The sequence below is a fragment of the Ottowia beijingensis genome, assembly GCF_042680925.1.
GTDB classification, from domain to species: Bacteria; Pseudomonadota; Gammaproteobacteria; order Burkholderiales; family Burkholderiaceae_C; genus Ottowia; species Ottowia beijingensis.
On record NZ_JBHUEP010000008.1, the window covers coordinates 1 to 26,757 of the forward strand.

Here is a 26,757-nt window from a genome sequence, read left to right on the forward strand (position 1 = left end):
CCGGGGCAAGGCCGACATTGCCAGCATCATTCACACTGATGGCTGGAGAGGCTACGACGGGCTGGTAGACGTGGGCTTTGACAAGCACTTTCGGGTCAGCCACGGGGCCAATGAGTTCGCACGTGGCTCGGTGCATGTCAATGGCATCGAGAGCTTCTGGAGCTTCGCCAAGCGGCGACTGGCGCAGTTCAATGGCGTGCCGCGCAAGACGTTCTATCTGCACTTGAAGGAGACCGAGTTTCGCTTCAATCATCGAAATCAGAACCTCTACCAAGCATTGCTATCCTTGCTCAGAAACAATCCGCTTTGATAGCGTTTGCTTCCTAAGACCCTTAACAAAACCAGCGTGAATCTAATCGAACTGTTTATTTAAGTCCACACTTATGTGTGCCTGCGTCCCGCGATGGGGGGTTGCATGTGGGGGGGCGAACCATAGGAAAGCGCCTGCATAAGCGGGCGCGGCGCGTGCAACGCAATCGACTAAGCTGCGGCTCCATGAACCACGAGCCCTATTCCAGCCGCCGCGCCCGCGTGGCGGCGCAGCTTGGCGAAGGCGGCATCGCCATCGTGCCGACCGCCCCCGAGCGCGCGCGCAACCGCGACAGCGATTACCTGTACCGGCACGACAGCTACTTCTATTACCTGACCGGGTTTTCCGAGCCCAACGCCTGGCTGGTGCTGACGGCCGATGGCCGCAGCCTGCTGTTCTGCCAGCCCAAGGACCTGGAGCGCGAGATCTGGGACGGCATCCGCCTGGGCCCGGAGGCCGCGCCGGCCGCGCTGGGCGTGGATGAGGCGTTCTCGGTCGAGGAGCTGCACCAGCGCCTGCCCCAGCTGCTGGAGAACCGCACCACCGTGTGGTGGCCGTTCGCCACCCACACGGGGCTGGAAGGCCGCATCGACGGCTGGCTCACGAGCGTGCGCGCCCGCGTGCGCTACGGCGCGCTGGCGCCCGAGGGCCAGCGCGACCTGTGCGCCATCCTGGACGAGATGCGGCTGGTGAAGGACGCGCACGAGCTGGACATCATGCGCCGCGCGGCCCGCATCAGCGCCGGCGCCCACGTGCGCGCCATGCAGCGCTCAGCCGCCATGCTGCGCGCCGGCCAGGACGTGCGCGAATACCACCTCGACGCCGAGCTGCTGCACGAATTCCGCCAGCACGGCTCGCAATACCCGGCCTACGGCAGCATCGTCGCCGCCGGCGCCAACGCCTGCGTGCTGCACTACCGGGCCGACAACGCCCCCATCCGCGACGGCGAGCTGGTGCTGATCGACGCCGGCTGCGAGCTGGACGGCTATGCGTCGGACATCACCCGCACCTTCCCCGCCAACGGCCGCTTCACCGGTCCGCAGCGCGCGCTGTACGAGCTGGTGCTGGCCAGCCAGCAAGCCGCCATCGACGCCACGAAACCCGGCGCACGCTTCACCGACCCGCACGAGGCCACGGTGAAGGTGCTGACGCAGGGCATGCTCGACCTCGGCCTGCTCGACAAGCACCAGCACGGCACGCTGGAAGACGCGATCGCCAACCGCCACTACTTCGCCCACTACATGCACCGCACCGGCCACTGGCTGGGCATGGACGTGCACGACGTCGGCAGCTACGTGGAGCCCAGCGAGATCGGCCAAGTGAGCGAGCGCACCGATCCGCTGTCGGGCGAGCTGATCAAGGACCGCCCCAGCCGCATATTGCGCCCCGGCATGGTGCTGACCATCGAACCCGGCCTGTACGTGCGCCCCAGCGACAAAATCCCCAAGGAGTTCTGGAACATCGGCATCCGCATCGAGGACGATGCGGTCGTGACCGAGACCGGCTGCGAGCTGATCACGCGCGACGTGCCGGTGGAGCCGGACGCCATCGAGGCGCTGATGCGCTGAGCGCCGCCAGCGCGGCGCTTGTTGCGTTTGCGATACGGCCGTGCTCAGTCTGACCGTTCTCGCGCGCAAGTGCGGCGATCGTGCGGACTTTTTCCTTGCGCCAACGAAAATGGCGGTTTGGCCGCGGGAGCGTCGGTCACCGAACGCGTCCCGATCCCTGTTCAAGCCCATCGTTCGCCATGCGCTATTTCACCGGCTCTGTTTCGTCCTCGCTCGCCCGCCGTGTGCCGCCCGCGCTGACGCTGCTGCTGGCAGCCGCGGCCGTCAAGGCCCAGCCGGCCCCGCCGGTGTTCGTCTGCCCCACCGTCAGCCCGGCGCCCGCTGGCACCGTCAACGACGTGGGCACGGTGCTCAACACGACGGCTGTCAGCGAAGCGGATCGCGGCAACCAGCCGCGCTGGGAGGCGGCCATTGGTGCGTCCGGCTTTCCCAACCCGTTGCCAAGCACCGTGCCGAGCAACCTGACGTTCGGCTACCTGAGCGGTACCGAGATCGCCAACTATGTCGGCGGACTGTCCGCCCCCAATTCGTTGGCGCAGGTCGGTTTCTACCCCTATCCAACGGGTTTCGTGGCGCCGGCGACGATGTACTTCCGCTATCGCTTCCAGCTTGATCCCACGGTCGATCCGGCGACCTATCTGCTGACCCTGAATGGCATCTGGGCCGATGACACTGTCACGGCCATCTACATGAACGGCGTGCGCTGGACCGGCAACGCCACGCCCGCGTTGCCGACCACCTATGCCAACACTGCCGGCTCCACCGCCACGCTGGGCGGCGGCAGCACCACGGCGCAGCAGTGGAAGGCGGGCGCCAACGAGGTCACATTGTTGGTGTACGACTCAGGCGGCGCGGCCGTGCGCTTGAGGGTTGCCAGTTCGTCCGCCCAATGCCCCAGCGGCCCGGTCGCCATCACCATCGCCCCGGCGCCCACTGTCACGCTGGCGCAGCCCTTCGCCCTGTCGGGCACCACCAGCGGGCTGGCAGACGGCACCCAGATCACGGTCACGGTGGTTGGCACGGACGGCGTGCCGCACAACTATCCGGCCACCGTCACGGGCGGCGCTTGGAGCGTCAACGTGCCGGCCGGCACGCTGCCGGCCGGCAGCTACGATGTGACGGCCACCACGCCGTCCGGCCTGCCGGCGACCACGCAGGGCACGGTGCTCGCACCCGTGCTTGCGCCAGCGCCTCTGCCGGCCACCATCGGCCCGAGCGAAACCGTCAACCTGTCGGGCACGCTGACCAACGTTCCGGTCGGCACGCCGGTGACGATCGAGCTGGCCGGCCCGGGCGGCAGCGTGCAGACCTTCACCACCCAAACGACCGATGCCGCTGGCAATTACGGTCCGGTGCCCGCCGGCCCGCTGGCGCCCGGCAGCTACACCGCCACCACCTCGGCCACCGGCGTCACGCCGCAGCAGCAGACTTTCTCGGTGGTCGCCCCGGCCGTGCCGGTGCTGAGCCCCGCGCCGCTGCCGGCCACCGTCGGCCCGAGCGACAACGTGGACCTCTCCGGCACGCTCACCAACGTGCCCGCAGGCACCACCGTCACCATCACCATCACGGGGCCGAACGGCTTTACCCGGACGCTGACGGCCACCACCGATGGCGCCGGCGCCTACGGCCCGGTGCCGGCCGGAACACTGCCGGCTGACGACTACACCGTGACCACCACCGCTGCGGGTGTGGCCCCGGTGGCGCAAACGCTGGCGGTGCGCGCCGCGGCGGGTGCCGGGGCCGTGCAGGCTGTGCCGACGCTCGGCACCTGGGCGCTGGGCCTGCTGGGCTTGCTGCTGGCAGGCGTGGCGGGCTGGCGTCGTCGATTCCAGTGACAGGGGCAGCACCTCAGGAGCGGTCCGACCAGCCAGCCATGGCCGCGTACCCGCCGATCCGGCCATGAGTCCACTGCCCCGGGTGTGATCGAAGCGCTGATGCGCGGCTGATCACGCCGGGTCGCGGCGCTCGGCCAGCAGGCGCTCGATCTCGGCGTCCTTCTCGGCCCACAGGTCGGCGAGCCAGCCGTGGATCTGCGCGCGGAAGGCGGCGTCGGCGCTGTAGTCGCCGTGGCAGAAGGCGGGCGGAATGGGGCGGCGGTGCACGCGCATCACGATCTCGGGCACGCGCCCGCACATGAACTGCCAGAACGTCGGTCGGCCGTGCGGGTAGACGATGGTCACGTCGATCAGCGAATCGAACTTCTCGCCCATGGCGTGCAGCGACAGCGCGAGCGCGCCGGCCTTGGGTTTGAGCAGGTGCCGGTAGGGCGAGGCCTGCGCCGCGTGCTTAGGCAGAGTGAAGCGCGTGCCCTCGGGGAAATTCATCACGCTGGTGGGCACCAGCGAGAACTTGGCGCAGGCGCGGCGCGTGGTTTCGCGGTCCTCGTCGCGCAGCGCCGGGTTGGCGCGCAGGGCGGCGGGCGAGTGCCGCTTCATGAACGGAAACTCGAGCGCCCACCACGCCAGCCCCATCACCGGCACCCAGATCAGCTGCTGCTTCAGGAAGAACTTGAGGAACGGGATGCGCCGGTTCAGCGTGTACTGCAGCGCGAAGATGTCGACCCAGGACTGGTGGTTGGCCTGCACCAGGTACCAGCCGGCGTAGGGCAGGCCGTCGATGCCGGCCACGTCCCAGCGCGTGGGCTGGGTCAGGCGCATCCAGGCGCTGTTGCCGGCGATCCAGCGGGTGGCGATGCCGTGGATGGCCGGATCGAGCGCCAGCCGCACGCCGCGAAACGGCAGCACCAGCTTGAGCAGCGCCAGCGCGAACAGCGGCGTGCACCAGAACAGGGTGTTCAGCGCCAGCAACAGGGCCGCGATGACACCGCGCAGGACGGGGGGCAGGAAGCTCAGCATGACGGCGCGCATCTTGCCCCAACTGACGGCGGCCGCGCATGCACAATCCGGGCGCCATGCCTGAACCTGCCCCTTGCCCTGTTCCGCGTCTGCTCAGCGTCAACGTCGGCGCCGCGCGCCTGCTGCGCGTGGGCGGCCGCACGGTGCTCAGCGGCATCCGCAAGTCGCCGGTCGACGGGCCGGTGGCCGTGGGCGCGCTGGGGCTGGCGGGCGATGAGCAGGCCGACCTGAACGTGCACGGCGGGCTGCAGAAGGCGGTGTACGCCTACCCGAGCGAGCACCTGCCGTACTGGCAGGCGGCGCGGCGCGCGGGCGGCGCCAGCCTGTTCGACGAGGCGCTGCCCGCCGGCTTCATGGGCGAGAACCTGACGATCTGCGGGCTGCTGGAATCCGACGTGTGGATCGGCGACACGCTGCACGTCGACGGCTCGGGCTGCGTGCTGCGCGTGACCATGCCGCGCGAGCCCTGCGGCAAGTTCACCGCCGTGATGGGCCTGGCCGACGCTGCGCAGCGCATGGTGCGCGAGGCGCGCAGCGGTTTCTATCTGGCGGTGGAGGTTCCCGGCGACCTGCGCGCGGGCAGCGCGCTGCGGCTCATGCCCGGGCCGCGGCGGCTGTCGGTGGCTGAGGCGATCCGTGGCAAGTGGGCCAGGCACCGCAACGGGTAGCGCCACCCGCTGGCCTTGCCGGCGGGTACGCCGTGGAAGAATTTTGATAGGGGAGTATGAGGTTCTAGCGCCCGTCCAGTAAGCGCTGACGGCTTGCTATAGGGGGAGTATGCTTTCGCCCTGCCTTGCATCAATCGTCTGCGCGGCGCTTTGATCGCCGCAGCCGCTCAGAAACGCCTCGACGCCGGCGGCGCATGTCGCCGCGGGCTGGCCAGCAGCCCCACCACCTGCAGCGCCAACGCCAGCGCCGCACCCACGGCCGCGCTGCTCAGGTGCGCGGCGAACACCACGTTGAAGCCCCAGCCGCTGTCGAAACCCACCGGCACGGCCCAGCCGCGCTCCAGCGCCAGCTTGATCAGCAGCCCGCCCGCCAGCAGCAGCCCCAGCCAGCGTGTGGCGGGCGCCTGCAGTGCGCGCAGCGCCAGGATGGCCGCCGCCGCGTGCACCGGGCCCGACAGGCCGTAATAGCCGCCCACCGCTGGCCAGGCCAGCAGCGCCAGCGTGCCCAGCGGCCAGGCCAGCAGCAGGGCCAGCGCGTCGGCGCGGGGCGCGTGCAGCGCCGCGCCCAGCACCGCCAGCGCCGCCAGCGCCAGCGCGTTGCCGGCCAGGTGCGCGCCCAGAAAGTGCAGCAGCGGGCCGGTCCACAGTGTCCACGGCTGGCGGGGCCAGAAATCGGCATGCCACAGCCAGTGCTGCGGCACCACGTGGCCGCTGATGCCGGCCAGCCACAGCGCCACGCTGGCCGCGATCAGCAGCGCGCAGGTAAGGGGCCAGGCGCGGTGGTGCATCAATCAGGGTAGGGCGTGCCGCCGCGGCGACGCGCAGCGAACGGCGGATGGCTGGAGGTCAGTTTGAAATTAATAGCGCCTTGCGCAGATCGGACGGGCGCCAGACGCCATTTTCATCCAAAAACCGTGTGCCACAGCTGCTGGATGGCGAGGCGCTCGGCAGCCAGGGTGTCGGGCGCCACCTGGGTCGGCTGCTCGTCCAGCCGCGCGCGGTGCTGCACGCGCCGCAGCGCGCGGTAGGCATCGGCCGCGGCCTGGCCCACGCCGGCGGGCAGCAGGCCGGCGTCCTCGGCGCGGCGCAGCAGGGCGATGTTGCCCAGGTTCGGCGCCAGCTCGGGGTGCTGCGCGGTGTGCGCCAGCACCAGGTACTGGGTGACGAACTCGGCATCCACCATGCCGCCGGGGCTGTGCTTGACGTCGAACAGCCCGTCCCGGATCGGGTGGGCGTTGCGCATCTTCTCGCGCATGGCGATGATCTCGCCGCGCAGGGCGGCGTGGTCGCGCGGCGCGGTGATGACGGCGTGGCGCACGGCGTCGAAGCGGGCGGTGAGCGGGTCGGATGGCGAGGAAGCGCCGGCCGTGGGCGCCGACGGCGGCACCATCCTGGCTCTGGTCATCGCCTGGTGCTCCCAGGTCCACGCGGTGTTGCTGCCGCGGTTCTCCTGGTAGTCGGCGTAGGCGTCGATGTCGGTCACCAGCAGGCCCGAGTTGCCGTTGGGCCGCAGCGCGGTGTCGATCTCGAACAGGTCGCCCTCGCCGGTCTTCACCGTCAGCCAGGTGATCAGCTTGCGCACGAAGGCGGCGTAGATTTCCTGCGCGTCCTCGTGCTCGTCGTCGAACACGAACACGATGTCCAGGTCGCTGCCGTAGCCCAGCTCCTTGCCGCCCAGCTTGCCGTAGCCGATGACGCCGAAGCGCGGCTCAGCGCGGTGCTTCTGCCGCAGGCGCGGCCAGCACCAGCGCATGGTCAGGCGCAGGATGGCGTCGGCCAGCGCCGACAGGTCGTCGGCCACCTGCTCCACCGTGATGCGGCCTTCCACGTCGCGCGCCAGGGTGCGGAAGGTCTCGGCATGGTGCGCGCGGCGCAGCAGGTTCAGCAGGCTTTCCTCGTCGTCCTCGCCGCCGCGCGCCAGGGCTTCGCGGCGCAGCTCCAGCTCCTGCTCGAACGCGGCGGCGTCGAAGCGTTCGTTCAGCAGGCTGGGGCTGGCCAATTCGTCGATGACGCCGGGGTGCTGCATGGCGTAGCGCGCCGGCCAGCGCGCCGCGCCCAGCACGCGCAGCAGGCGCTCGTGCACGGCGGGGCGCTCCAGCAGCAGGGCGATGTAGCTCTCGCGGCGCAGCAGCGGCTCCACCCAGTCGGCCAGGCGCAGCACGCCGTCCTCGTTCACGCGGCCTTCCTCCAGCCATTGCGCGGTGCGCTGCAGCAGGCGCGTCAGGCGGCCGCGCGCTTCGTCGCGCAGCGCCAGCACGCGCGGGTGCTCGGGCCACTCGGCCAGGCGCTCGCGCACGCGCTCGGGGAAGGCGGGCAGCACGGCGTCGATGTCGGACGGCGCGGCGCGCGCCTCGCCGCCCGCGCCTTTCTGGCAGCTCTTGCAGGGCGCGTCGCCGCCCAGCAGGCGGTCGAACTCCTGCGCCACGAACTCGCGGTGTGTGTCCAGCTCGGCCAGGAAGGGGCAGACGCCGTCGTAGCCCAGGGTGCGCGCGATCCAGTCCAGGTCGGCGTCCTGCGTGGGCAGGATGTGGGTCTGCTGGTCGTCCAGGTACTGGATGCGGTGCTCGACCCGGCGCAGGAACACGTAGGCGCGTGCCAGCGCGTCGGCGGCTTCGGGCGGCATCAGCTCGGCACGGGCCACGCGCTGCAGCGCCTCCAGCGTCGGGCGCGTGCGCAGCTCGGGGAACTGGCCGCCGCGCACCACCTGCAGCAGCTGCACCGTGAACTCGATCTCGCGGATGCCGCCGCGCGACAGCTTGACGTCGTTGGCGCGCTCGGGCCGGCCGGCGCTGCGCCGGCTGGCGTGGCTGCGGATCTGGTCGTGCAGCGTGCGCAGCGACTCGAACACGTTGTAGTCGAGGTACTTGCGGAACACGAAGGGCAGCACCACGCCGCGCAGCCCCTCGGCCGAGCCGCCGGCGATGGCCGCGCGCGGCGCCACCACGCGGCTCTTGAGCCAGGCAAAGCGCTCCCACTCGCGCCCCTGCACCAGCATGTATTCCTCCAGCGCGTCGAGCGAGCACACCGTGGGGCCGGAGTTGCCGTTGGGCCGCAGCGCCAGGTCGACGCGGAACACGAAACCGTGCTCGGTGGTGTCGCCGATCAGGCCCTGGATCAGCTTGACGGCGCGGGTGAAGTATTCGTGCACCGTGATCTGCCCCCGCCCGTCGTCGCGGCCGGTGGTTTCGCCATCGTCGTCGTAGACGTAGATCAGGTCGATGTCGCTCGACACGTTCAGCTCACGCGCGCCGAACTTGCCCATGCCGATCACCCACAGCTGGGCGCGCTGGCCCGCCTCGGTCAGCGGCGCGCCGTGGCGCTCGTCGAGCTGGGCGAAGGCGTGGGCGCAGGCGGCGTCGAGCGCCAGTTCGGCAAGCTCGGTGACGGCGCGGGTCACCACTGCGAGCGGCGCGGCCTGCTCGCAGTCCAGCACCACCAGCCGTTCCATCACCAGCTGGCGCAGGATGCGCAGGCGCGCGCCCAGTTCGTCGTGGCCGCGTTCGGCCAGCGCGGCCAGGCAGGCCGCCATGCTGTCCTGGGTGGGCGCGCCGGGCGGCAGCAGGGGCAGTTCGTCCTCGTAGCGCCTGCGCAGGCGCTGCACCAGGCGCGAATGGCTGGCGCTGCCCGGCAGGCCGGGGAACGGGGTTAACAAAGATTCACGGTTGGCGCAAGAACCTTGCGCAGCGCCACGGGTCATAATTTCTTCAGTCCTCCGGGGCAGGTGCGTGGCCGTTGATCGGCCTGGCCTGCCCGTCCGCTCCAAGCCCCTTCAAGCCGTTGCTCCAGTCGTCTCTCAAGATCGCCGCCATCGTCATGCGCTGGACGGTGCGCGGTGTCGGTGCGCTGCTGTTGCTGATGCTGCTGGCCGGGGCCGTGCTCCACTGGATCATTGTGCCGCGAATCGACCAGTTCCGCCCCCGGCTGGAGCAGCTCGCCTCGCGCGCGATCTCGGCCCCGGTCACCATCGGTGCCATCGAGGCCGAGTCCAATGGTCTCGTGCCGGCGGTGTCGCTGCGCGACGTGCGCGTGCATGACCCCACGGGCCGGGCCGGCTTGCATGTGCCGCGCGTGCTGGCGGCATTTTCTGTGCTATCGCTGGGCCGCGGCGCGCTGGAGCAGCTGGTCATCGACCAGCCCGACCTGGAGCTGCGCCGCACCACCGACGGTCGCCTGCTGGTTGGGGGCATCGACCTGTCGGGCGATGCCGAGGGCGACACCGGCGCGGCCGACTGGTTCTTCTCGCAATCCGAGTTCCTGGTGCGCGGCGGCCGCGTGCGCTGGGTGGACGAGCGCCGCAGCGCGCCGCCGGTGGCGCTGAACGACGTGCAGTTCGTGGTGCGCAACGGCTACGGCCGCCACCAGCTGCGACTGGACGCCACGCCCGACACCGCCTGGGGCGAGCGCTTCACGCTGATCGGGCAGTTCCGCCAGCCGGTGTTCTCGCGCCATCCGGGCTTCTGGCGCGACTGGGAGGGCCATGCCTTCGCCGATTTCAGGCGCGTCGACGTGTCTCAACTGCGGCAGTACGCCGACCTGAAAACCGACTGGGGCGTTGATCTTCAGGGGGGCCATGGCGCGCTGCGCCTTTGGGCCGACATGAAGAAGGGCGCGCTGACGGCCGCCACGGCCGACGTGGCCCTGGGCGGCGTGTCGGCCACCTTTGGCCCGAAGCTGGAGCCGCTGGCCTTCGCTGCGCTGACCGGCCGGCTGGGCTGGCGCAACGTGGGCCAGGGCATGGAGGTGGACACGCGCAACCTGCACTTCGTCGATGCCGACGGCCTGGCCTGGCCCGGCGGCAACGTGCAGCTGAGCTACCGCGACGACGACGGCGGCGAGCTGCAGGGCGACCGCCTGGACCTGGCGGCGCTGGCCAAGATCGCGCAGCGCCTGCCGCTGCCGCCCGCCGTGCACGAGCGCCTGCAGGCGCACCCGGTGCAGGGCCTGGTCGAGCGCATCCAGGCGCGCTGGAGCGGCCCGCTGGAGGCGCCGCGCGACTGGCGCGTGCAGGCTCGGGCCAGCGCCATGACCGTGGGTGCGCGCCCCGCGCCGCCCCGGCCCGATGGCCAGCCGGTGGAAGGCATTCCGGGCGTCGAAGGGGCTACGCTGGAGCTCGAGGCCACGCCGGCCGGCGGCCACGCGACGCTGGCCATCCGCGACGGCGCCCTCAGCTTTCCGGGCGTGTTCGACGAGCCGCGCATCCCGCTGGCCGAGCTGGCCACCCGCGCCCGCTGGCGCGTGCAGGGCGGGCAGGTCGAGCTGGACGTGGACGAGCTGAAGCTGCGCAACGCCGATGCCACGGGCACCTTCAAGGCGAAATGGCAGACCGTGGCCGGCCAGCAAGGGGCGGCGCGCTTTCCGGGCGTGCTGGACCTGTCGGGCAGCTTCAGCCGCGCCAACGGCGCGCGCGTGCACCGTTACCTGCCGCTGGGCATTCCCGAATCGGCGCGCCGCTACGTGCGCGAGGCGGTGGTCAAGGGCGAGGCGCGCGACGTGGCGGTGCGCGTGAAGGGCGATCTGCGCCACATCGCCAGTTCGAAGGCACCGCCGGGCAGCGAATTCCGCTTTGCCGGGCAGGTGCACGGCGTCACGCTGGCCTACGTGCCGCCCAGCCTGCAGCCCGCCGGGCAGGTGCCCTGGCCGGCGCTGGAGAACCTGTCGGGCGAGCTGATCTTCGACCACAACAGCATGCAGGTGAAGAACGCGAAGTCGCAGGTGCGCGGGCACCCCGGCTGGCAGTTCACGCGCGTGCAGGCGGGCATTGCCGACCTGGGCCACACGCGCGTGCTGGTGGATGCCGAAGGCACCGGCCCGCTGGCGGCGGCGCTGGGCATCGTGCGGCAGTCGCCGGTGTCCGGCTTCACGCAGCAGGTGCTGGACCGCGCCCAGGCCAACGGCAACGCGGGCCTGCACCTCAAGCTCGATTTGCCGGTGAACCGCATCGAGGATTCCAGGGTGGAAGGCCGTGTCAGCCTGGCCGGCAACGACCTGCGCATCACGCCCGACACGCCGCTGCTGGGGCAGGCGCAGGGCGCGGTCAGCTTCAGCGAAACCGGTTTCACCATTCACGATGCGCGCGTGCACCTGCTGGGTGGCGAGGCGCGCCTGGCCGGCGGCAGCCAGTCCAGTGCCGGCGGCGCGCCCGCGGTGCAGCTGCGCGCCAGCGGCACCGCCACCGCCGAAGGCTTGCGCGACACCGCCGACTGGGCGCCGCTCCCCGCCATCGCGCGGCGCGCCAGCGGCAGCGCGGCCTACCAGGCCGTGATCGGCTTTCGCGCCGGCCAGCCCGATGTGCTGGTGACCAGCGACCTGCGCGGCATGGCCGTCGATCTGCCCGCGCCGCTGGCCAAGCCGGCCGACGCCGCCTGGCCGCTGCGCTACGAAAGCGCGCAGCTGAACGGCAGCGGCCGCTCGCGCTTTCGCGTCGACGTGGCCGACCAGCTGGTGGTGGCGTATGAGCGCGATGCCGCCTCCGGCCGCGTGGCGCGCGGCGTCATCGGCGTGGGGCCGCAGGCCATGCCGCAGCTGGCCTTGCCGGACAGCGGCGTGGTGGCGCGCCTGCACACGCCCCGGCTGGATGCCGAGGCCTGGGACGAGGCGCTGACCAGCCTGTTCGGCGACGACGCGGCCAGCGCCGCCGCGCCCGCAGCAGCGCCCGACCACGGATTCGTGCCCACCGTCTGGTCGGTGCGCACCGGGCAGTTGCTGGCCGACGACCGCACGCTGTACGACGTGGTGGCCAGCGGCACGCGCGATGGCCGCGTGTGGCGCGCCGACGTGCAGGCGCGCGAGTTGGCCGGGCGCGTCGAATACAGCGAGGGCGCCGGCGGCCGCGCCGGCAAGGTGCATGCGCGCCTGGCGCGCCTCAGCATTCCCGCCAGCAGCGCGGGTGACGACCAGACGCTGCTGGCCCAGCCGCCCGCCAACATCCCGGCGCTGGATGTGGTGGCCGAGCAGTTCGAGCTGCGTGGCAAGAAGCTGGGCCGGATGGAGATCGAGGCCATCAACCGCGACGTCGCGCCGACGCGGCAGGGCGGCGGCCTGCAGGAGTGGGAACTGACGCGCCTGGTGGTGCGCGCGCCCGAGGCCACCTTCAGCGCCAGCGGCCGCTGGGCCACTATTGCGCGCGGCCCGGCCCTGCCGCTCAATCCGCGGGCGCCGCGCACACCGGGCGATCCGCGGCGCACGGCGCTCGACTTCAAGCTCGACATCCGCGACGCCGGCAACCTGCTGGCGCGCTTCGACATGCCGGACGTGCTGGTGCGCGGCCGCGGCCAGATCGAGGGCAACCTGAGCTGGCGCGGAGCGCCGTTCTCGCCGCACTGCGCCAGCATGGCGGGCCAGCTGCATGCCGATGTCGGTGCAGGCCAGTTCCTCAAGGCCGATCCGGGCGTGGCCAAGCTGCTGGGCGTGCTCAGCCTGCAGGCGCTGCCGCGGCGGCTCACGCTGGATTTCCGCGACATCTTCAGCGCCGGCTTCGCGTTCGACTTCATCCGCGGCGACGTGAACGTGGCGCGCGGCATCGCCAGCACCAACAACCTGCAGATGAAGGGCGCCAGCGCCGCCGTGCTGATGGACGGCAGCGCCGACATCGACAAGGAGACGCAGGACCTGCGCGTGCTGGTGGTGCCCGAGATCGACGCCGGCACCGCCGCGCTGGTGGCCACCGCCATCAACCCGGCCATCGGCATCGGCACCTTCATCGCGCAGCTGGTGCTGAAGCGGCCGCTGATCAAGGCGGCCACGCGAGAATTCCACGTCGGCGGCAGCTGGGCCGATCCGCAGGTCACGCAAGTCAAGGCGCGCAGCGACGCTGGCGCGGCCGGCGCCGCCAGCGCCGCCAGCGCGCCGGCCGCGGCCGCTTCTGCCGCCGAGCCGGCTGCTGCGCCCATCAACGAGGAGACATCGTGAAAGTTGCCGCCATCCAGATGGTGTCGGGCACCCGCATCGACGACAACCTGCGCGACGCGCACGCGCTGCTGCTGCAGGCCGCGCAGGCGGGCGCCGAGCTGGCGGTGCTGCCCGAATACTTCTGCGTCATGGGCCAGCGCGACACCGACAAGCTGGCGTTGCAGGAATTGCTGGGCAAGGGGCCGATCCAGGACTGGCTGGCCGCCACGGCGCGCGAGCTGGGGCTGTGGATCGTCGGCGGCACGCTGCCGCTGTCGAGCGAGCCGCGCGACGAGGCGCGGGTGCGCAATGCCTCGCTGGCCTTCAACCCGCAGGGCGAGCGGGTGGCGTGCTACGACAAGATTCACCTGTTCCAGTTCGACGACGGCACGCGCATCTACGACGAGGCGGCGGTGCTGGCGCGCGGCAGCGTGCCGACGCTGTTCGAGCTGCCGTCGCGCGACGGGCACACGTGGCGCATCGGCATGAGCGTGTGCTACGACCTGCGCTTTCCCGAGCTGTACCGCGCCTATGCGGCGCAGGGGGCCGACGTGCTGCTGGTGCCGAGCGCGTTCACCTACGTGACGGGGCAGGCGCACTGGGAGGTGCTGCTGCGGGCGCGGGCGATCGAGAACCTGGCGGGCGTGATCGCGGCGGCGCAGGGGGGCACGCACGAGAACGGGCGGCGCACCTGGGGGCACAGCATGGTGGTGGATGCGTGGGGGCAGGTGCTGGGCTTGCGGGCCGAGGGGGCGGGGGTGGTGGTGGCTGATCTGGACGCGGATGCGCTGGCGGGGCGGCGGGCGCAGCTGCCGGCGCTGTCGCATCGCAGGCTGTGATGGGCCTTGGGGCGTTGGATGCGCTGCTGGCCGGGAGTTCGCCCCGGCGGGCGACCTACTTTTCTTTGTCTCGCCAAAGAAAAGTAGGCAAAAGAAAGGCGACCCCACTGGCCGTGTCCCTTCGCTTCGCTGCGGGCAACCTGCGATGCTCGGGCGCGGGGCGGCGCTGCGGAACTCGCTTCGCGCTTGCGCGCTCCGCTCAGACAACCGCAGCGAGTCAGAGTACGAAGCATGGGCTTGCTGCGCAGCCCATGCCCGCCCCACGCCCTGCGCTTCTCGGCACGGCCAGAGGGGAGGTGAAGTCCACTCGGGCCATCGCTGCGCTCGGCCTTTGGTTGGTCAGCGCCGCTGCTTCGCGCGGCGTGCCTTCTTGCCCCCTCTCCCACTGGCGGGAGAGGGTTGGGGTGAGGGCAACTCGGTTCAAAAATAATAGCTGCTTGCGCCTGAGCTACGGGCGATACAGGCACTTTCCGCTTGAATTTTCAGGGCGGCCGTGCCGAGCCCTCCCGGGGGCACTTGCATGACCTCGCCCGATGCACCCGCCGGCGCACTGGCGCGGCTGCGCGGCGCGTGGCGCCGCTGGGCCTTGTGGTTCGCGCTGGTGCTGGTGGTGGTGGGGCTGCTGGCCACGCTGGTGTGGCTGGCGCGTGGGCACGAGATCGAGCAGACGCAGCGCGATCTGGATCGCGACAACGCCGACGCCGCGCAGGTGCTGCGCCAGCGGCTCGCGCGCAACCTGCAGGATTTGCACGGCCTGGCGGCCACGCATGCCGACCCGATCAGCTGGTGGACGGGCGCCACGCAACTGCTGCACGAGCACCGCGAATGGATGCGCCTGCAGTGGCACGACGCGGCACTGAACCTGCGCGCCGTGGCCGACAGCCCGTTCTACCCCGCGCTGGCACCGCCGCCGCCCGACGGCAGCACGCACCATCCCTCCGACATCGCCAACCTGTGCGGCCAGGCCAGCAAGCTGGGCGCGGCGGCCTATGCGCCCAGCCGCTTCGTGCCGCGCGCCGGCGGCCTGGGCGAGGAGGTGCTGGAGCTGTGCCTGCCCGTGCGGCAGGGCGCGCAGCTGCAGGGCTACGTGGTGGCCACGCACACGCTGGATGGCATGCTGGCGCTGCTGCCCAGCAGCCTGACGCGTGGGCAGAGCGTGGGCTTCACCGAACTGGACGGCACGCGCCTGGCCATGCAGGGCGTGCCGCGGCGCGGCGCGCGGGTGTTCGTCGCGCAGCAGGTCATCGACCTGCCCGGCGCCCCCATCGTGCTGCGGCTGGAGGGCTCGCGCCAGCTGCCCGACGTGTTCCCCAACGTGCTCACGGCGCTGGTCACCGGCCTGTCGATCGCGCTCATCACCGTGCTGGTGCTGCTGGCGCGCGACTTCCGCGCCCGCCAGCAGGCCGAATCGGAACTGGCGCAGGCGCTGGCCTTCCGCAAGGCGATGGAGGATTCGCTGGTCACCGGCCTGCGCGCGCGCGATCTGGAAGGCCGCATCACCTACGTCAACCCGGCGTTCTGCGACATGGTTGGCTTTGCCGCCGACGAGCTGATCGGCCAGTCCAACCCCGTGCCCTACTGGCCGCCCGAGATGGCGCAGGACTATGCGGCGCGCCAGGTGCAGCGCCTGTCGGGCCTGTCGCCGGTGCGCGAAGGCGTGGAATCGGTCTTCATGCGCAAGGACGGCACGCGCTTTCCGGTACTGATCTACGAGGCGCCGCTGATCACCACCGTGGGCAAGCACACCGGCTGGATGAGTGCCGTGCTCGACATGACGGCGCAGCGCCGCGCCGAGGAGCTGTCGCGCGCCAGCCAGGAGCGTCTGCAGGCCAGCGCGCGCCTGGCCACGGTGGGCGAGATGGCCTCGCTGATGAGCCACGAGCTGAACCAGCCGCTGGCCGTCATCTCCAGCTACGCTACCGGCTCGCTCAACCTGCTGCAGCAACCGGCGGGCGATGCCGCCACGCTGCACGACGTGCGCACCGCGCTGTCGCGCATCGCCGAGCAGGCCGGCCGTGCCGGCAAGGTGATCCACAGCGTGCGCGATCTGGTGCGCCAGCGCAGCACCTCGCGCCAGGCGGTGGCGCCGCGCGTGCTGTTCGACGCCGTGCTGCCGCTGGTGCAACTGCAGGCGCGCAAGCTGGGCGCCACCGTGCACGTCGACGTGCCGGCCGATCTGCCCGCCGTGTGGTGCGAGGCCACGATGATCGAGCAGGTGCTGTTGAACCTGGCGCGCAACGGCCTGCAGGCCATGGCCGAGGCGCCCGCGCCTCGGCTGTTGCGGCTGCAGGCGCGGCTGGGGCCGGCGCACACGGCGGTCGAGTTCGTGGTGGCCGACAGCGGCGAGGGCATCAGCGACGACGTGGCGGCGCAGCTGTTCACGCCCTTCTTCACCACCAAGGACGAGGGCATGGGCCTGGGCCTGTCGCTGTGCCGCACGGTGGTGGAGCAGCACGGCAGCGCGCTGCAGCACCAGCCGCAGACGCCGCGCGGCACGGTGTTCCGGTTCACGCTGCCGGTGGCGGGGTAATTCAATAATGATAGCTGTTTGCGCTTGTCATTGGCCAATTTCAGATGCTTTTCAATCTGAATTCGTCTTGTACAGGGCGCAAGCAGCTATCAAAAATGCTTGATTCGCAACCAGTCTCAGACAGTGTGGTGGGAGCGGGCTTGCCCGCGATCAAGCGTTCGTTGCGACGCGGCGCCTCATCGCGGGCAAGCCCGCTCCCACACAGCGGATGAGTTCCGCAAGTCATTGGGGAATCCTTGATCATCAAGAAAAAATCAAGCGACTGCATGGTGCTCATGCCCCATGCGCCGCCAGCAATGCCTGGTGAAATGCCAGTGCCGCGCGCGAAGGCTGGGGCGAGCGGCGCAGCACGCTGACGAAGTCGCAGGCGTAGGTCAGCACGCGCGGCGCCACGGCCCGCATCTGGCCGCGCTGCACGAAGGGCTCGGCATAGTGGTCGGGCAGAAAGCCGACGAAGCGGCCCGACAGGATCAGCGTGGCGATGGCCTCCTGCTCGTAGGCGGTGGCGCGGCGCTTGAGCTGCTCGCCGTGCGCCAGCTCCATGTTGGGCGAGTGGTAGCCCAGCCCGGCGAAGTCTTTTCGGGCCCGCAGCGCGGGCCAGTCGAGCGCGGCGTGCTCCTCGTTGAATAGCGCATGGGTCGTGCCGCAATACAGGTACATGGTCTCGCCGAACAGGCGGTCGTAGCGCAGGCTGGCCGAGGCGCGGTGCTCAGGGATCACGCCGATGGCGAAGCTGCCGTCCATCACGCCGCGCTCGATGTCCTGGATGCTGCCCACGTGCAGGTGCAGCCGCACATCGGGTGCGTGGCCGGCGAAATCGGCGATGGCCGCATGGATGCGCGCGGCCGGGTTGCTGGCCGTCTTGTCGAACAGCGCCACGTGCAGCGCGCCGCCCATGCGGTCGTGGATGTCGTCGACGCTGGCGCGAAAGCCATCGACGGCGGCCAGCAGGCGCAGCGTCTCGTCGTACACGCGCTGCCCCTCGGCCGTCAGCGCAAAGCCCGCGCGCCCGCGCCGGCACAGCGTCAGGCCCAGGCGCGTTTCCAGGTCCTTCACGTGACGGCTGACGGTGCTGGTGCCGATGTTCAGCTCCAGCTCCGCCGCCGACAGCCCGCCGCATTCGACCACCGCCTTGAACACTTGCAACAGGCGCAGGTCCATGTCGCTCACCTGGCCGAGCACGGCGCGGGCGCGTTTGGCGGGTGCGCTCATGGCAGGCTTTCCCTCCTTCCCCCGCTGGGGGAAGGCGGGGATGGGGGCCGACGGCCGATGGACGGCGTGGCTGGCCCCCACCCCAGCCCTCCCCCAGCGGGGGAGGGAGTTCGGATCGTCATTGCTTGCATAAATCGGCAACCAAACTTGAATGTTGGCCTATTTAACATATTAACGGCGCGGCCGACAATGCCCTCTTGCCGGCCCTCGGCCGCCTTGCACCGACCGGAAGGAGACAAGCCATGAGCGTGACCACCGCCACCCCCCAGACCGCCGCCCACCCGTCCACCCGCCAAGACGCCGCTTGGCTCGACGCGCACTGGATGCCCTTCACCGCCAACCGCCAGTTCAAGCGCGACCCGCGCATGATCGTGGCCGCGCAGGGCGCCTACTTCACCGACGCCGATGGCCGCCAGGTGTTCGACGGCCTCTCGGGCCTGTGGTGCACGGGCCTCGGCCATGGCCGGCGCGAGATCGCCGAGGCCGTGGGCAAGCAGGCCGCGCAGCTCGACTATTCGCCCGCGTTCCAGTTCGGCCACCCACTGTCGTTCGAGCTGGCCAACAAGCTGAAAAGCCTGACGCCCGCGGGGCTCGATCACGTGTTCTTCACCGCCAGCGGCTCCGAGGCCGCCGACACGGCGCTCAAGATGGCGCGCGCCTACTGGCGCCTGAAGGGCCAGGGCGGCAAGACGCGCCTGGTCGGCCGCGAGAAGGGCTACCACGGCGTCAACTTCGGCGGCATCTCGGTCGGCGGCATGGTCGCCAACCGCAAGGTCTACGGCCAGGGCATCGAGGCCGATCACCTGCCCCACACCCAGCCGCCCGCCGGCACCTTCGCCAAGGGCCAGCCGGCCGAGGGCGGCAAGGCGCTGGCCGACCGCCTGCTGGATCTGATCGCGCTGCACGACGCCAGCAACATCGCCGCCGTCATCGTCGAGCCCTTCAGTGGCTCGGCCGGCGTGGTGATTCCGCCCGTGGGCTACCTGCAGCGCCTGCGCGAAATCTGCACCCAGCACGACATCCTGCTGATCTTCGACGAAGTCATCACCGGCTTCGGCCGCTGCGGCACCATGACCGGCGCCGACGCCTTCGGCGTGGTGCCCGACATCATGACCTTCGCCAAGCAGGTCACCAACGGCGTGCAGCCGCTGGGCGGCGTGATCGCCAAGACGGAGATCTACGACACCTTCATGGCCGCCGGCGGGCCGGACTACATGCTGGAGTTCGCGCACGGCTACACCTACAGCGCGCATCCGGTGGCCTGCGCCGCCGGCATCGCCGCGCTCGACCTGCTGGAGCGCGAGGACGGCGTGGGTCGCGTCAAGGCTCTGGCGCCGCACTTCGAAGCCGCCGTGCACAGCCTCAAGGGCGCCAAGCACGTGCTTGACATCCGCAACTACGGCCTGGCCGCCGGCTTCACCATCGAGGCATTGCCCGGCGAGCCTGCCAAACGCCCCTACGAGATCGCCATGCACTGCTGGAAGCAGGGCTTCTACGTGCGCTACGGCGGCGACACCATCCAGCTCGCGCCGCCCTTCATCAGCACGCCGGCGGAGATCGATCGGCTCGTGGGCGCGCTGGCGGAGGCGTTGGACGCAGTGGCGTAAAAGTATCCAATCGGATACGATGCGCGCATGAACACCTTTCTTCGGACGGAGGTCTTTGACGTTTGGCTCTCCGCGCTGAAGGACAAGATAGGACGGGCCCGCATTACCCACCGCATCCGCTCCGCCGAGCACGGCAATTTTGGCGATTGCGAGCCAGTAGGCGATGGCGTTTTCGAGATGCGCGTGCATGTCGGCCCCGGTTACCGCGTTTACTACACGCGCCGGGGCCAGGTGATCTACCTGCTTCTGCTGGGCGGCGACAAGTCGACCCAGAAGCGCGACATCAAGCGGGCCATCGAGATGGCGCGCGAACTGGACAAGGAGTGAACATGGCGACGCACATCGCACCCTTCGACGCTGCAGACTATCTGGACGATGAGCACACCATCGCCGAATACCTGACCGCCGCATTGGAAGACCCGAACCCCGATGTGTTTCTGACGGCGGTGCGCGACGTGGCGCGCGCGCGCGGCATGGCGCAATTGGCCAAGGATGCGGGGTTGGGGCGGGAAAGCCTTTACAAGGCGCTGACGCCGGGAGCCAAGCCGCGCTATGACACGGTGCTCAAGCTGTTGAACGCGCTTGGCGTCAGGCTTTCGGCGACGCCTGTTCAGTCATGAGTTCTAGTGCGACGCTTTGAGAGCATACCCGCTATGGCTGCTCATTCACTCGCGCCAGGCTCTCGCGTGCGCCTGAAATCGCTTCCAGATTGGCTGCTGAAGGACTTGCCGGATGGCGATGTCGCCGCTTTGCAAAGATTGCTCGGCACTAAGGTCTACGTCCATTCGCTGGATTCCCACGGCTATTTATGGTTAGGCAGTGAGCCAGATCAGCAGTGGTTTTGCGTTGAGCTTTCCTGCATTGTTTTTTCTTGAGACTGTTTATGAACCACGACAAACCCGTCACCCAAACCATCGGCCACCTCATCGACGGCCAGATCGTCAACGACACGGCGCGCACTCAAGCCGTGTTCAACCCCGCCACGGGCCAAGTCAGCGGCCATGTGGCGCTGGCGAGCAAGGCCACCGTCGAGCAGGCCATTGCCTCGGCCGAGAAGGCGTTTCCGGAATGGCGCAACACACCGCCGCTCAAGCGCGCGCGGGTGATGAGCAAACTCAAGGTGCTGCTGGAGCAGAATGCCGACAAGATCGCCGCCATGATCACCGCCGAGCACGGCAAGGTGCTGAACGATGCGCATGGTGAGTTGCAGCGCGGCATCGAGAACGTCGAATACGCGAGCTACGCGCCCGAGTTGCTCAAGGGCGAGCATTCGCGCAACGTCGGCCCCGGCATCGACTCGTGGGCCGAGCATCAGGCGCTGGGCGTCACGGCCGGCATCACGCCGTTCAACTTTCCGGCCATGGTGCCGCTGTGGATGTGGCCGATGGCGGTGGCCTGCGGCAACACCTTCGTGCTGAAGCCTTCGGAGCGCGATCCGAGCAGCGCGCTGTTCATCGCGCAGCTCGCGCTGGAGGCCGGCCTGCCGCCGGGCGTGCTGAACGTGGTGAACGGCGACAAGGAAGCCGTCGATACGCTGCTGCACTCTCCCGCCGTGAAGGCCGTCAGCTTCGTCGGCTCGACGCCGATTGCCGAATACATCTACAGCGAGGGCACCAAGCATGGCAAGCGCGTGCAGGCGCTGGGCGGCGCCAAGAACCACGCCGTGGTGATGCCCGACGCCGACATCGCCAACGCGGTGAACGCCATGATGGGCGCGGCCTACGGCTCGTGCGGCGAGCGCTGCATGGCGGTGCCGCTGATCGTGGCCGTGGGCGACGAGGTGGCGGAGAAGATGATCGCCGGGCTGAAGACCGAGATCGCGAAGATGAAGGTCGGCCCCGGCACCGACAACGCCAACGACATGGGGCCGCTGGTGACCAAGCCGCATTTCGAGAAGGTGACTGGCTACGTCGACCAGGGCGTGAAGGAAGGCGCGACGCTGTTGGTCGATGGGCGCGGGCTGAAGGTGCCCGGCCACGAGGACGGCTACTTCCTCGGCCCTTGCCTGTTCGACCACGTCAAGCCGGGCATGGTGATTTACCAGGAAGAGATCTTTGGCCCGGTGCTGGGCATGGTGCGCGTGAAGACGCTTGAAGAGGCGATGCAGCTCATCAACGACCACGAATACGGCAACGGCACCTGCATCTTCACGCGCGACGGCGAGGCGGCGCGCTACTTCACCGACCACATCCAGGTCGGCATGGTGGGCGTGAACGTGCCGCTGCCGGTGCCGGTGGCGTACCACAGCTTCGGCGGCTGGAAGCGCAGCCTGTTCGGCGACCTGCACGCCTACGGGCCGGACGCGGTGCGCTTCTACACCAAGCGCAAGACCATCACGCAGCGCTGGCCTTCGGCCGGCGTGCGCGAGGGGGCAGTGTTCAGCTTCCCCAGCAGCCGCTGAGCGGCAGCGCCTTTCGTGGCACAGTGCCGTCCACCGACGGCACTTTTTCTGGCCGGCGGCGCAGGGTGCGTTCAGCGGGGCTTCATGGTTCTGGCGCACACTGCAGGCACACAGTCGAAAAGCGACTGTGGCCACACACAGGAGATCCCTCATGAAATCGACCACGCTTCTGGCCGCCATCGCCTTGCTGGGCGCCACCGCCTGCACGCCGTTCATGGTCGGCGATCGTGATGCCGAGCCCGTCCACGTCATCAGCGGCTATGACCACGGCATGGTGCCCGTGTCCAACCCCGCCACGGCCCGCGACCGCGCCCATGGCTGGCGCTACTTTTCCGACCCGGCCACCGACCGCTCGGTGGTGATCAGCCCGCAGGGCGACTATTACCTGAACCGCGGCAACGGACTGCGCTGGGTGGCCGGGGTGCAGACGGGTATCTGATTGCTCTGTTATTAATAGCTACTGGCGCAGACAGATAAAGCGCTGGAGCCCGATTTGGCTTGAAATCCAGGGCGCGCGCCAGCCGCCCTCACAGATCGCGCGCCAGCCGCCCCATGCGGTCGACGGCGAAGCGGAAGTACTCCGGCACGCAGTCCAGATGGCCGAACTTGGGCGTGGTGCAGTCGGTCAGGCTGACCTCCGTCGCGCCGGCTTCGCGCAGTGCATCGCGCGCCGATTCGGCGGCCGAGTACGGCACCGTCAGGTCGCCCCGGCCGTGGAACAGGTACACCGGCACGGCGGGCGCCCAGCCCAGGTGCACGCTGTGCTCGGCGGTGATGGCGTCGCGGTCGTCGGCGAGGTAGCGGTCCAGGAACAGCGTCTGGTAGCTCACGTCGCCGTCTTCCGGCACCATCTGGCGCAGCAGCAGGCGCCGCACCTCGTCGCGCACCGTGCTGCCCAGGTGGCGCAGAAAACCGGGGTTGATGGCCGCGCCCAGCACCGGCACCAGCTTGCGCACGCGGTCAAGCTGTTCGTCCAGCGTTTCCAGCACGTCATACGGCCCGGCGCCCGGCACGGCAGCCTGCAGGTGCGCCTTCAGCGCGTGGCCCGACTGATGCAGCGCGCGGTGCGCGGCCATGGTGGCGTAGCCGCCTTCCGAATAACCGGCCAGGAACAGCTGGCGGTTGTCGGCCACGCCGTGCTGGCGCCGCCAGTGCAGGGCGGCCACCTGCATGTCGATGACGGCGCGCGCCGTGGGCTCGGCCGTCAGGTACGGGTGCTCGACGCCTTTCGAGGCGCCGAAGCCCACGTAATCCGGCGACACCACGATGTAGCCCAGCGAGGCCAGCACCAGCGGCGGCTCGAACGCCTCGACCTTGTTGGCCGGCGCCTCGGCGTCGTGGAAGGTGGTGGCGTGCTGGTAGCCCAGCACCGGGCTGGGCTGGCCCGCGGGCTTGAGCGGCACGCTGACCAGGCCCGAGGCCATGACCTCGACGCCGTGCTTGTCGGTGGTGGTGTAGGTGATGCGGTACGAGGACACGTCGTAGCGCGGCACGACGCCTTCTTCCACCTTGCTGTCGGGCGAGCGCAGGGCCTGCGTGATGTCGGCGGCGCTGAGGGTCTTGACGAATGCGCCCGATAGCAGCGCGCCGGGGCCTTGCTGCACCACGGGCGGATCGGGCGGCAGATCGGCCGGCGTGGCGGCCGGTGCGTCGCCGCCGCCGCCACAGGCGGACAGGGCGGCGGCCAGCAGCAACGGGATGAGCGAGAAGGCGCGGCGCGGCTTGGAAGTGAACATGGCTGGGCGAAGTGAAGCAATGGAAGGCGGCCCTTCGGCCGCGACAACCCGATTTTCGGGCATGGCGGGCATGGGCGGCGGCCAAGTGCTGCGGGGTGCTGCCGTGGCGAGGGTACTTCTAGAATCCCTGCATGGCCGCAACCGACGCCATGGTCTACATCGTCGACGACGACGCCAGCGTGCGCGAGGCGTTGGCGTGGCTGCTGCGCTCGCGCCGCCTGCTGTCCGAGGCGTTCGACAGCGCCGAGGCCTTCGAGCAGGCGCTGGGCGATGCCGTGCCCACCACGCCCGCCTGCATCCTGCTGGATGTGCGCATGCCCGGCGCCAGCGGGCTGGCGCTGTTCGACCGGTTGCTGGAGCGCGGCGTGGCGCAGGCCTGGCCGGTGATCTTCCTCACCGGGCACGCCAGCGTGGCCACGGCGGTGGAGTCGGTGAAGCGCGGCGCCTTCGATTTCTGCGAGAAGCCGTTCTCCGACAACGCCCTGGTCGACCGCGTGGAGCGCGCGCTGGCGCTGTCCGAAGAGCGGCTGGCGCAACTGATCCTGCAGCGCGCCCTGCAGGCCCGGCTGGACGAGCTGACCGAGCGCGAGCGCGACGTGCTGCGGCTGGTGGCCGAGGGGCGGCCGAACAAGCTGATCGCCGATGAACTGGGCATCAGCGTGCGCACGGTGGAGGTGCACCGCGCGCGCGTGTTCGAGAAGATGGAAGTGAAATCGGCCGTGGAACTGGCGCAGAAGCTACAAAAACTGGAGCTTTAAGCGCAGGCGGGGCGGGCGCTGGGGGCTGATTTGGCTTGAAACTCTCGGCGGCCTTCGAGGGGTGGCTGCGGCAGCGCCCGGCGGCCCCGCCGGCGCTGCATAATTAATAGCTTGCGGCGCCGATCCATGCTGCGCCGCAGGCCTGAAACCACTCAATCATGAGCGTCGCGTGGCGGCGTGTCGCGGTCGTCCGCGGAGGGTGTGTCGTGCTGGCCGGGCAGCTCGCCCTTCTTGCGGCCGGCGAACATGGTCCACCAGACGATCAGCAGCAGGATGACAAGCGCCGCCAGCGCTTCCAGCAGAATCACGAGCATGAAGCAAGCATTACGGTTTCTTGGGGCAGCGGTCATTGTAGGAATGCTGGCCAGTTGCGCGGTCAAGCCGCCGCCCAAGCCCCCCGCCCCACCGCCCAGCACCGAGCCAGCCCTGCCGCCGCCCGGCCCGGTGGCCGACAGCGCGCCCATCGGCCCGGCCATCGAGCGCGCGCGCAGCCGCTGGGTGCCGGTGCGCTGGTCCGATCTGCCCGGCTTCGATCAGGACAACACCACAGACGCCTGGAACGCCTGGATCAAGAGCTGCGAGCGCCCCGGCCCCACCTTCGGCCGCCTGTGCAGCGAGGTGCGGCGCCTGTCGCTGGCCAGCACCGAGGACCAGCGCAACTGGATGAAGACGCGCCTGCAGCCCTACCGCGTAGAGCCGCTGGGCGGCATGGCCGCGCCCGGCGCCGAGGGGCTGCTGACCAGCTATTTCGAGCCGTTCTACGAGGCCTCGCGCAGCGCGCGCCCCGGCTTCGGCGCGCCGCTGTACCGCCCGCCCGCCACGCTGGCGCAGCGCAAGCCCTGGTACACGCGGCAGGAGATGGAAACCCTGCCCGAGGCGCGCGCCCAGCTGGCCGGCAGCGAGATCGCCTGGCTGGCCGACCCGGTGGAGGCGCTGATTCTCCAGATCCAGGGCTCGGGCCGCGTGCGCGTGACCGAGGCCGACGGCAGCCAGCGCCTGGTGCGCCTGGCCTTTGCCGCCACCAACGAGCAGCCCTACCGCAGCCCCGGCAAGTGGCTGATCGACCAGGGCCTGCTGCGCGGCGATGTCACCTGGCCCGGCATCCGCAACACGCTGGCGGCCAACCCGCAGGTGCTGCAGGGCTTTCTGTGGAGCAACCCGCGCATGGTGTTCTTCCGCGAAGAGGCCTTGAGCCCGCTGGACGCGCAGTTCGGCCCGCGCGGCGCGCAGGGCGTGGCGCTGACGCCGGGCCGCTCGATCGCCGTCGACCCGCAGAGCATCCCGTACGGCACGCCGGTGTGGCTGGCCTCGCAGGGGCCGGTGGCCAACCTGCAGCGGCTGGTGCTGGCGCAGGACACCGGCAGCGCCATCGTCGGCGCGGTGCGGGCCGACTACTTTGCCGGCTGGGGGGCCGAGGCGGGTGAGTTCGCCGGCCGCATGAAGCAGCCGCTGCGCCTGTGGGTGCTGTGGCCTAGATGAGGCTCTCCCCCAGGCTCCACATGCTTCGCATTGTTTCGCCACCCCCCGCGCCGGGGGCGCGCCCGATGGCCAGGGGAACCCCGGCCATGGGCGCCCCGGCCACCGGATCGCGCCGCTGCGGCGCGCCGCGGTCTTGCCCCCTCTCCCTCTGGGAGAGGGCGGGGGTGAGGGCCGCGCCCGTTCGTCGGTCTCCGGCGCCGCGCGTGGGCGCACTGCTCCAATTCAAGCCGAAATGGCTGTTGGCGCCCGTCCAGCAAGCGCCATCAGCTTCTTATTCGATAGCAAAAAACTGCTTGCTCGCCCTGTCGCTGCCAGCTCTGCTGTCCGCCTGCGCCGCGCTGCAGGACGCCCCGCGCCTGAGCTACCTGTGCCCCAACGACCTGCGCTTCGAGGCGCGCCTGTACCAGGACATGGCCTTGCTCGAAGGCCTGCGCGGCCATGCCGTACTGGAGCGCGTGGCGGACCACCACGATGGCGAGGGCGACGGCGCGCTGCGCTACGCCGACCCCGCGGTGCGCGCGCAGTTCGGCCTGGGCGTGCAGGGCCGGCTGGCGCGGTTGGACTACACCAACATCCCCGAGCCGGTGTACTGCGAGCGCGCGGCCACGCCCGACGACGCCACCCCGGTGCGCGCCCACGCCCGCCCCGGCCCGCGCCCCGCGCCGCCGTTCGACCCCAACGCGCCGGTGCAGACCAACATCCGCGTGGGCGATGGCGACAACGGGCCGGGTTGAGCGGCGCGTTGTCTGGGTGAATGGGGGAGTGCTCTGCCAGGGATGCCCCTCTCGGCAGATACTCCCTGCATATCTATCCGCTAGAGCCTGTCTGCCAAGCGATGGAGGCAGATACTCCCATGGTGCTTGGCGAGTCTATGCCCTCATGACCTGCTTTTGGCGTGCAGGCCGGT

The 26,757-nt window shown here is 70.1% G+C and carries 23 protein-coding genes; 16 read left to right on the top strand and 7 right to left on the bottom strand.

What is annotated here, in order from left to right; translation table 11 throughout:
- The 3 genes from ACFSCU_RS13105 to ACFSCU_RS13115 form a co-directional block, all read left to right on the top strand.
- On the top strand, positions 1–310 hold a 310-nt coding region (locus tag ACFSCU_RS13105; RefSeq protein WP_377560920.1), incomplete at its 5' end, for an IS1595 family transposase.
- Between the two features lie 185 nt (positions 311–495).
- On the top strand, positions 496–1,878 hold the full coding sequence (locus ACFSCU_RS13110; protein ID WP_377560921.1) for an aminopeptidase P N-terminal domain-containing protein: 1,383 nt from the start codon (positions 496–498) through the stop codon (positions 1,876–1,878).
- Positions 1,879–2,057: 179 nt separating this feature from the next.
- Positions 2,058–3,713 carry an IPTL-CTERM sorting domain-containing protein gene (locus tag ACFSCU_RS13115; RefSeq protein ID WP_377560922.1) on the top strand — a complete coding sequence of 552 codons (1,656 nt, stop codon included), beginning with the start codon at positions 2,058–2,060 and terminating at the stop codon, positions 3,711–3,713.
- 111 nt (positions 3,714–3,824) lie between these two features.
- On the opposite strand, the gene ACFSCU_RS13120 is transcribed toward ACFSCU_RS13115, so the two are convergent.
- Entirely contained in the window at positions 3,825–4,733 is a 909-nt protein-coding gene (locus tag ACFSCU_RS13120; RefSeq protein WP_377560923.1) for an acyltransferase, read from the bottom strand.
- A 56-nt stretch (positions 4,734–4,789) separates the two neighbouring features.
- Between ACFSCU_RS13120 and ACFSCU_RS13125 the strand changes: the two genes are divergently transcribed.
- Positions 4,790–5,401, top strand: coding sequence for an MOSC domain-containing protein (locus ACFSCU_RS13125; protein ID WP_180550261.1), 612 nt, complete (start codon positions 4,790–4,792; stop codon positions 5,399–5,401).
- 167 nt (positions 5,402–5,568) lie between these two features.
- Here the strand turns inward: ACFSCU_RS13125 and ACFSCU_RS13130 are convergent, their stop codons facing one another.
- Positions 5,569–6,189 carry a rhomboid family intramembrane serine protease gene (locus ACFSCU_RS13130; RefSeq protein WP_180550260.1) on the bottom strand — a complete coding sequence of 207 codons (621 nt, stop codon included), beginning with the start codon at positions 6,187–6,189 and terminating at the stop codon, positions 5,569–5,571.
- A 113-nt stretch (positions 6,190–6,302) separates the two neighbouring features.
- Entirely contained in the window at positions 6,303–9,098 is a 2,796-nt protein-coding gene (gene glnE, locus ACFSCU_RS13135) for a bifunctional [glutamate--ammonia ligase]-adenylyl-L-tyrosine phosphorylase/[glutamate--ammonia-ligase] adenylyltransferase (protein ID WP_377560924.1), read from the bottom strand.
- An 80-nt stretch (positions 9,099–9,178) separates the two neighbouring features.
- Here glnE and ACFSCU_RS13140 point away from each other — a divergent pair, with 80 nt between their 5' ends.
- The 3 genes from ACFSCU_RS13140 to ACFSCU_RS13150 all read left to right on the top strand — a co-directional run bounded on the left by ACFSCU_RS13140 (position 9,179) and on the right by ACFSCU_RS13150 (position 16,657).
- On the top strand, positions 9,179–13,309 hold the full coding sequence (locus tag ACFSCU_RS13140) for a YhdP family protein (RefSeq protein ID WP_377560925.1): 4,131 nt from the start codon (positions 9,179–9,181) through the stop codon (positions 13,307–13,309).
- Positions 13,306–14,127: a carbon-nitrogen hydrolase family protein gene (locus ACFSCU_RS13145; protein WP_377560926.1), complete on the top strand. Its 822-nt coding sequence runs from the start codon at positions 13,306–13,308 to the stop codon at positions 14,125–14,127. The genes ACFSCU_RS13140 and ACFSCU_RS13145 overlap by 4 nt, the downstream gene beginning before the upstream one ends.
- 520 nt (positions 14,128–14,647) lie before the next feature.
- On the top strand, positions 14,648–16,657 hold the full coding sequence (locus tag ACFSCU_RS13150) for a sensor histidine kinase (protein ID WP_180550259.1): 2,010 nt from the start codon (positions 14,648–14,650) through the stop codon (positions 16,655–16,657).
- A 40-nt stretch (positions 16,658–16,697) separates the two neighbouring features.
- Here the strand turns inward: ACFSCU_RS13150 and ACFSCU_RS13155 are convergent, their stop codons facing one another.
- Together ACFSCU_RS13155 and ACFSCU_RS13160 are read right to left on the bottom strand one after the other, a co-directional pair.
- Complete coding sequence (locus ACFSCU_RS13155) at positions 16,698–16,934, bottom strand: hypothetical protein (RefSeq protein WP_377560927.1); 237 nt, start codon at positions 16,932–16,934, stop codon at positions 16,698–16,700.
- On the bottom strand, positions 16,931–17,869 hold the full coding sequence (locus ACFSCU_RS13160; RefSeq protein ID WP_180550258.1) for a LysR family transcriptional regulator: 939 nt from the start codon (positions 17,867–17,869) through the stop codon (positions 16,931–16,933). The genes ACFSCU_RS13155 and ACFSCU_RS13160 overlap by 4 nt, the downstream gene beginning before the upstream one ends.
- Positions 17,870–18,111: 242 nt before the next feature.
- Here ACFSCU_RS13160 and aptA point away from each other — a divergent pair, with 242 nt between their 5' ends.
- The 6 genes from aptA to ACFSCU_RS13190 all read left to right on the top strand — a co-directional run bounded on the left by aptA (position 18,112) and on the right by ACFSCU_RS13190 (position 22,316).
- Complete coding sequence (gene aptA, locus ACFSCU_RS13165) at positions 18,112–19,476, top strand: omega-aminotransferase AptA (RefSeq protein WP_377560928.1); 1,365 nt, start codon at positions 18,112–18,114, stop codon at positions 19,474–19,476.
- 27 nt (positions 19,477–19,503) lie between these two features.
- Positions 19,504–19,803, top strand: a complete 300-nt coding sequence (locus ACFSCU_RS13170; protein WP_180550256.1) for a type II toxin-antitoxin system RelE/ParE family toxin — start codon at positions 19,504–19,506, stop codon at positions 19,801–19,803.
- A 2-nt stretch (positions 19,804–19,805) separates the two neighbouring features.
- Positions 19,806–20,096 (top strand): addiction module antidote protein, encoded by a 291-nt coding sequence (locus tag ACFSCU_RS13175; RefSeq protein WP_180550255.1) that lies wholly within the window; start codon positions 19,806–19,808, stop codon positions 20,094–20,096.
- Between the two features lie 33 nt (positions 20,097–20,129).
- Positions 20,130–20,351, top strand: coding sequence for a hypothetical protein (locus ACFSCU_RS13180; protein WP_377560929.1), 222 nt, complete (start codon positions 20,130–20,132; stop codon positions 20,349–20,351).
- An 8-nt stretch (positions 20,352–20,359) separates the two neighbouring features.
- Complete coding sequence (locus ACFSCU_RS13185) at positions 20,360–21,877, top strand: CoA-acylating methylmalonate-semialdehyde dehydrogenase (protein WP_180550254.1); 1,518 nt, start codon at positions 20,360–20,362, stop codon at positions 21,875–21,877.
- 151 nt (positions 21,878–22,028) lie between these two features.
- The gene (locus ACFSCU_RS13190; protein WP_180550253.1) at positions 22,029–22,316 is read left to right on the top strand and encodes a hypothetical protein; all 288 of its coding nucleotides are present in this window, start codon (positions 22,029–22,031) and stop codon (positions 22,314–22,316) included.
- Between the two features lie 88 nt (positions 22,317–22,404).
- Here ACFSCU_RS13190 and ACFSCU_RS13195 read toward each other — a convergent pair whose 3' ends face one another.
- On the bottom strand, positions 22,405–23,613 hold the full coding sequence (locus tag ACFSCU_RS13195; RefSeq protein ID WP_377560930.1) for an alpha/beta hydrolase family protein: 1,209 nt from the start codon (positions 23,611–23,613) through the stop codon (positions 22,405–22,407).
- Positions 23,614–23,744: 131 nt separating this feature from the next.
- Between ACFSCU_RS13195 and ACFSCU_RS13200 the strand changes: the two genes are divergently transcribed.
- Positions 23,745–24,371: a response regulator transcription factor gene (locus tag ACFSCU_RS13200; protein WP_257645702.1), complete on the top strand. Its 627-nt coding sequence runs from the start codon at positions 23,745–23,747 to the stop codon at positions 24,369–24,371.
- Between the two features lie 152 nt (positions 24,372–24,523).
- Here the strand turns inward: ACFSCU_RS13200 and ACFSCU_RS13205 are convergent, their stop codons facing one another.
- A complete protein-coding gene (locus tag ACFSCU_RS13205) occupies positions 24,524–24,685 on the bottom strand; it encodes a hypothetical protein (protein ID WP_180550251.1) in 162 nt (53 codons plus the stop codon).
- Here ACFSCU_RS13205 and mltA point away from each other — a divergent pair.
- Together mltA and ACFSCU_RS13215 are read left to right on the top strand one after the other, a co-directional pair.
- Positions 24,618–25,850 carry a murein transglycosylase A gene (mltA, locus tag ACFSCU_RS13210; RefSeq protein WP_377560931.1) on the top strand — a complete coding sequence of 411 codons (1,233 nt, stop codon included), beginning with the start codon at positions 24,618–24,620 and terminating at the stop codon, positions 25,848–25,850. The genes ACFSCU_RS13205 and mltA overlap by 68 nt on opposite strands.
- A gap of 293 nt (positions 25,851–26,143) precedes the next feature.
- Positions 26,144–26,584, top strand: coding sequence for a hypothetical protein (locus ACFSCU_RS13215; RefSeq protein WP_180550250.1), 441 nt, complete (start codon positions 26,144–26,146; stop codon positions 26,582–26,584).
- The last annotated feature ends 173 nt before the right edge of the window (positions 26,585–26,757 follow it).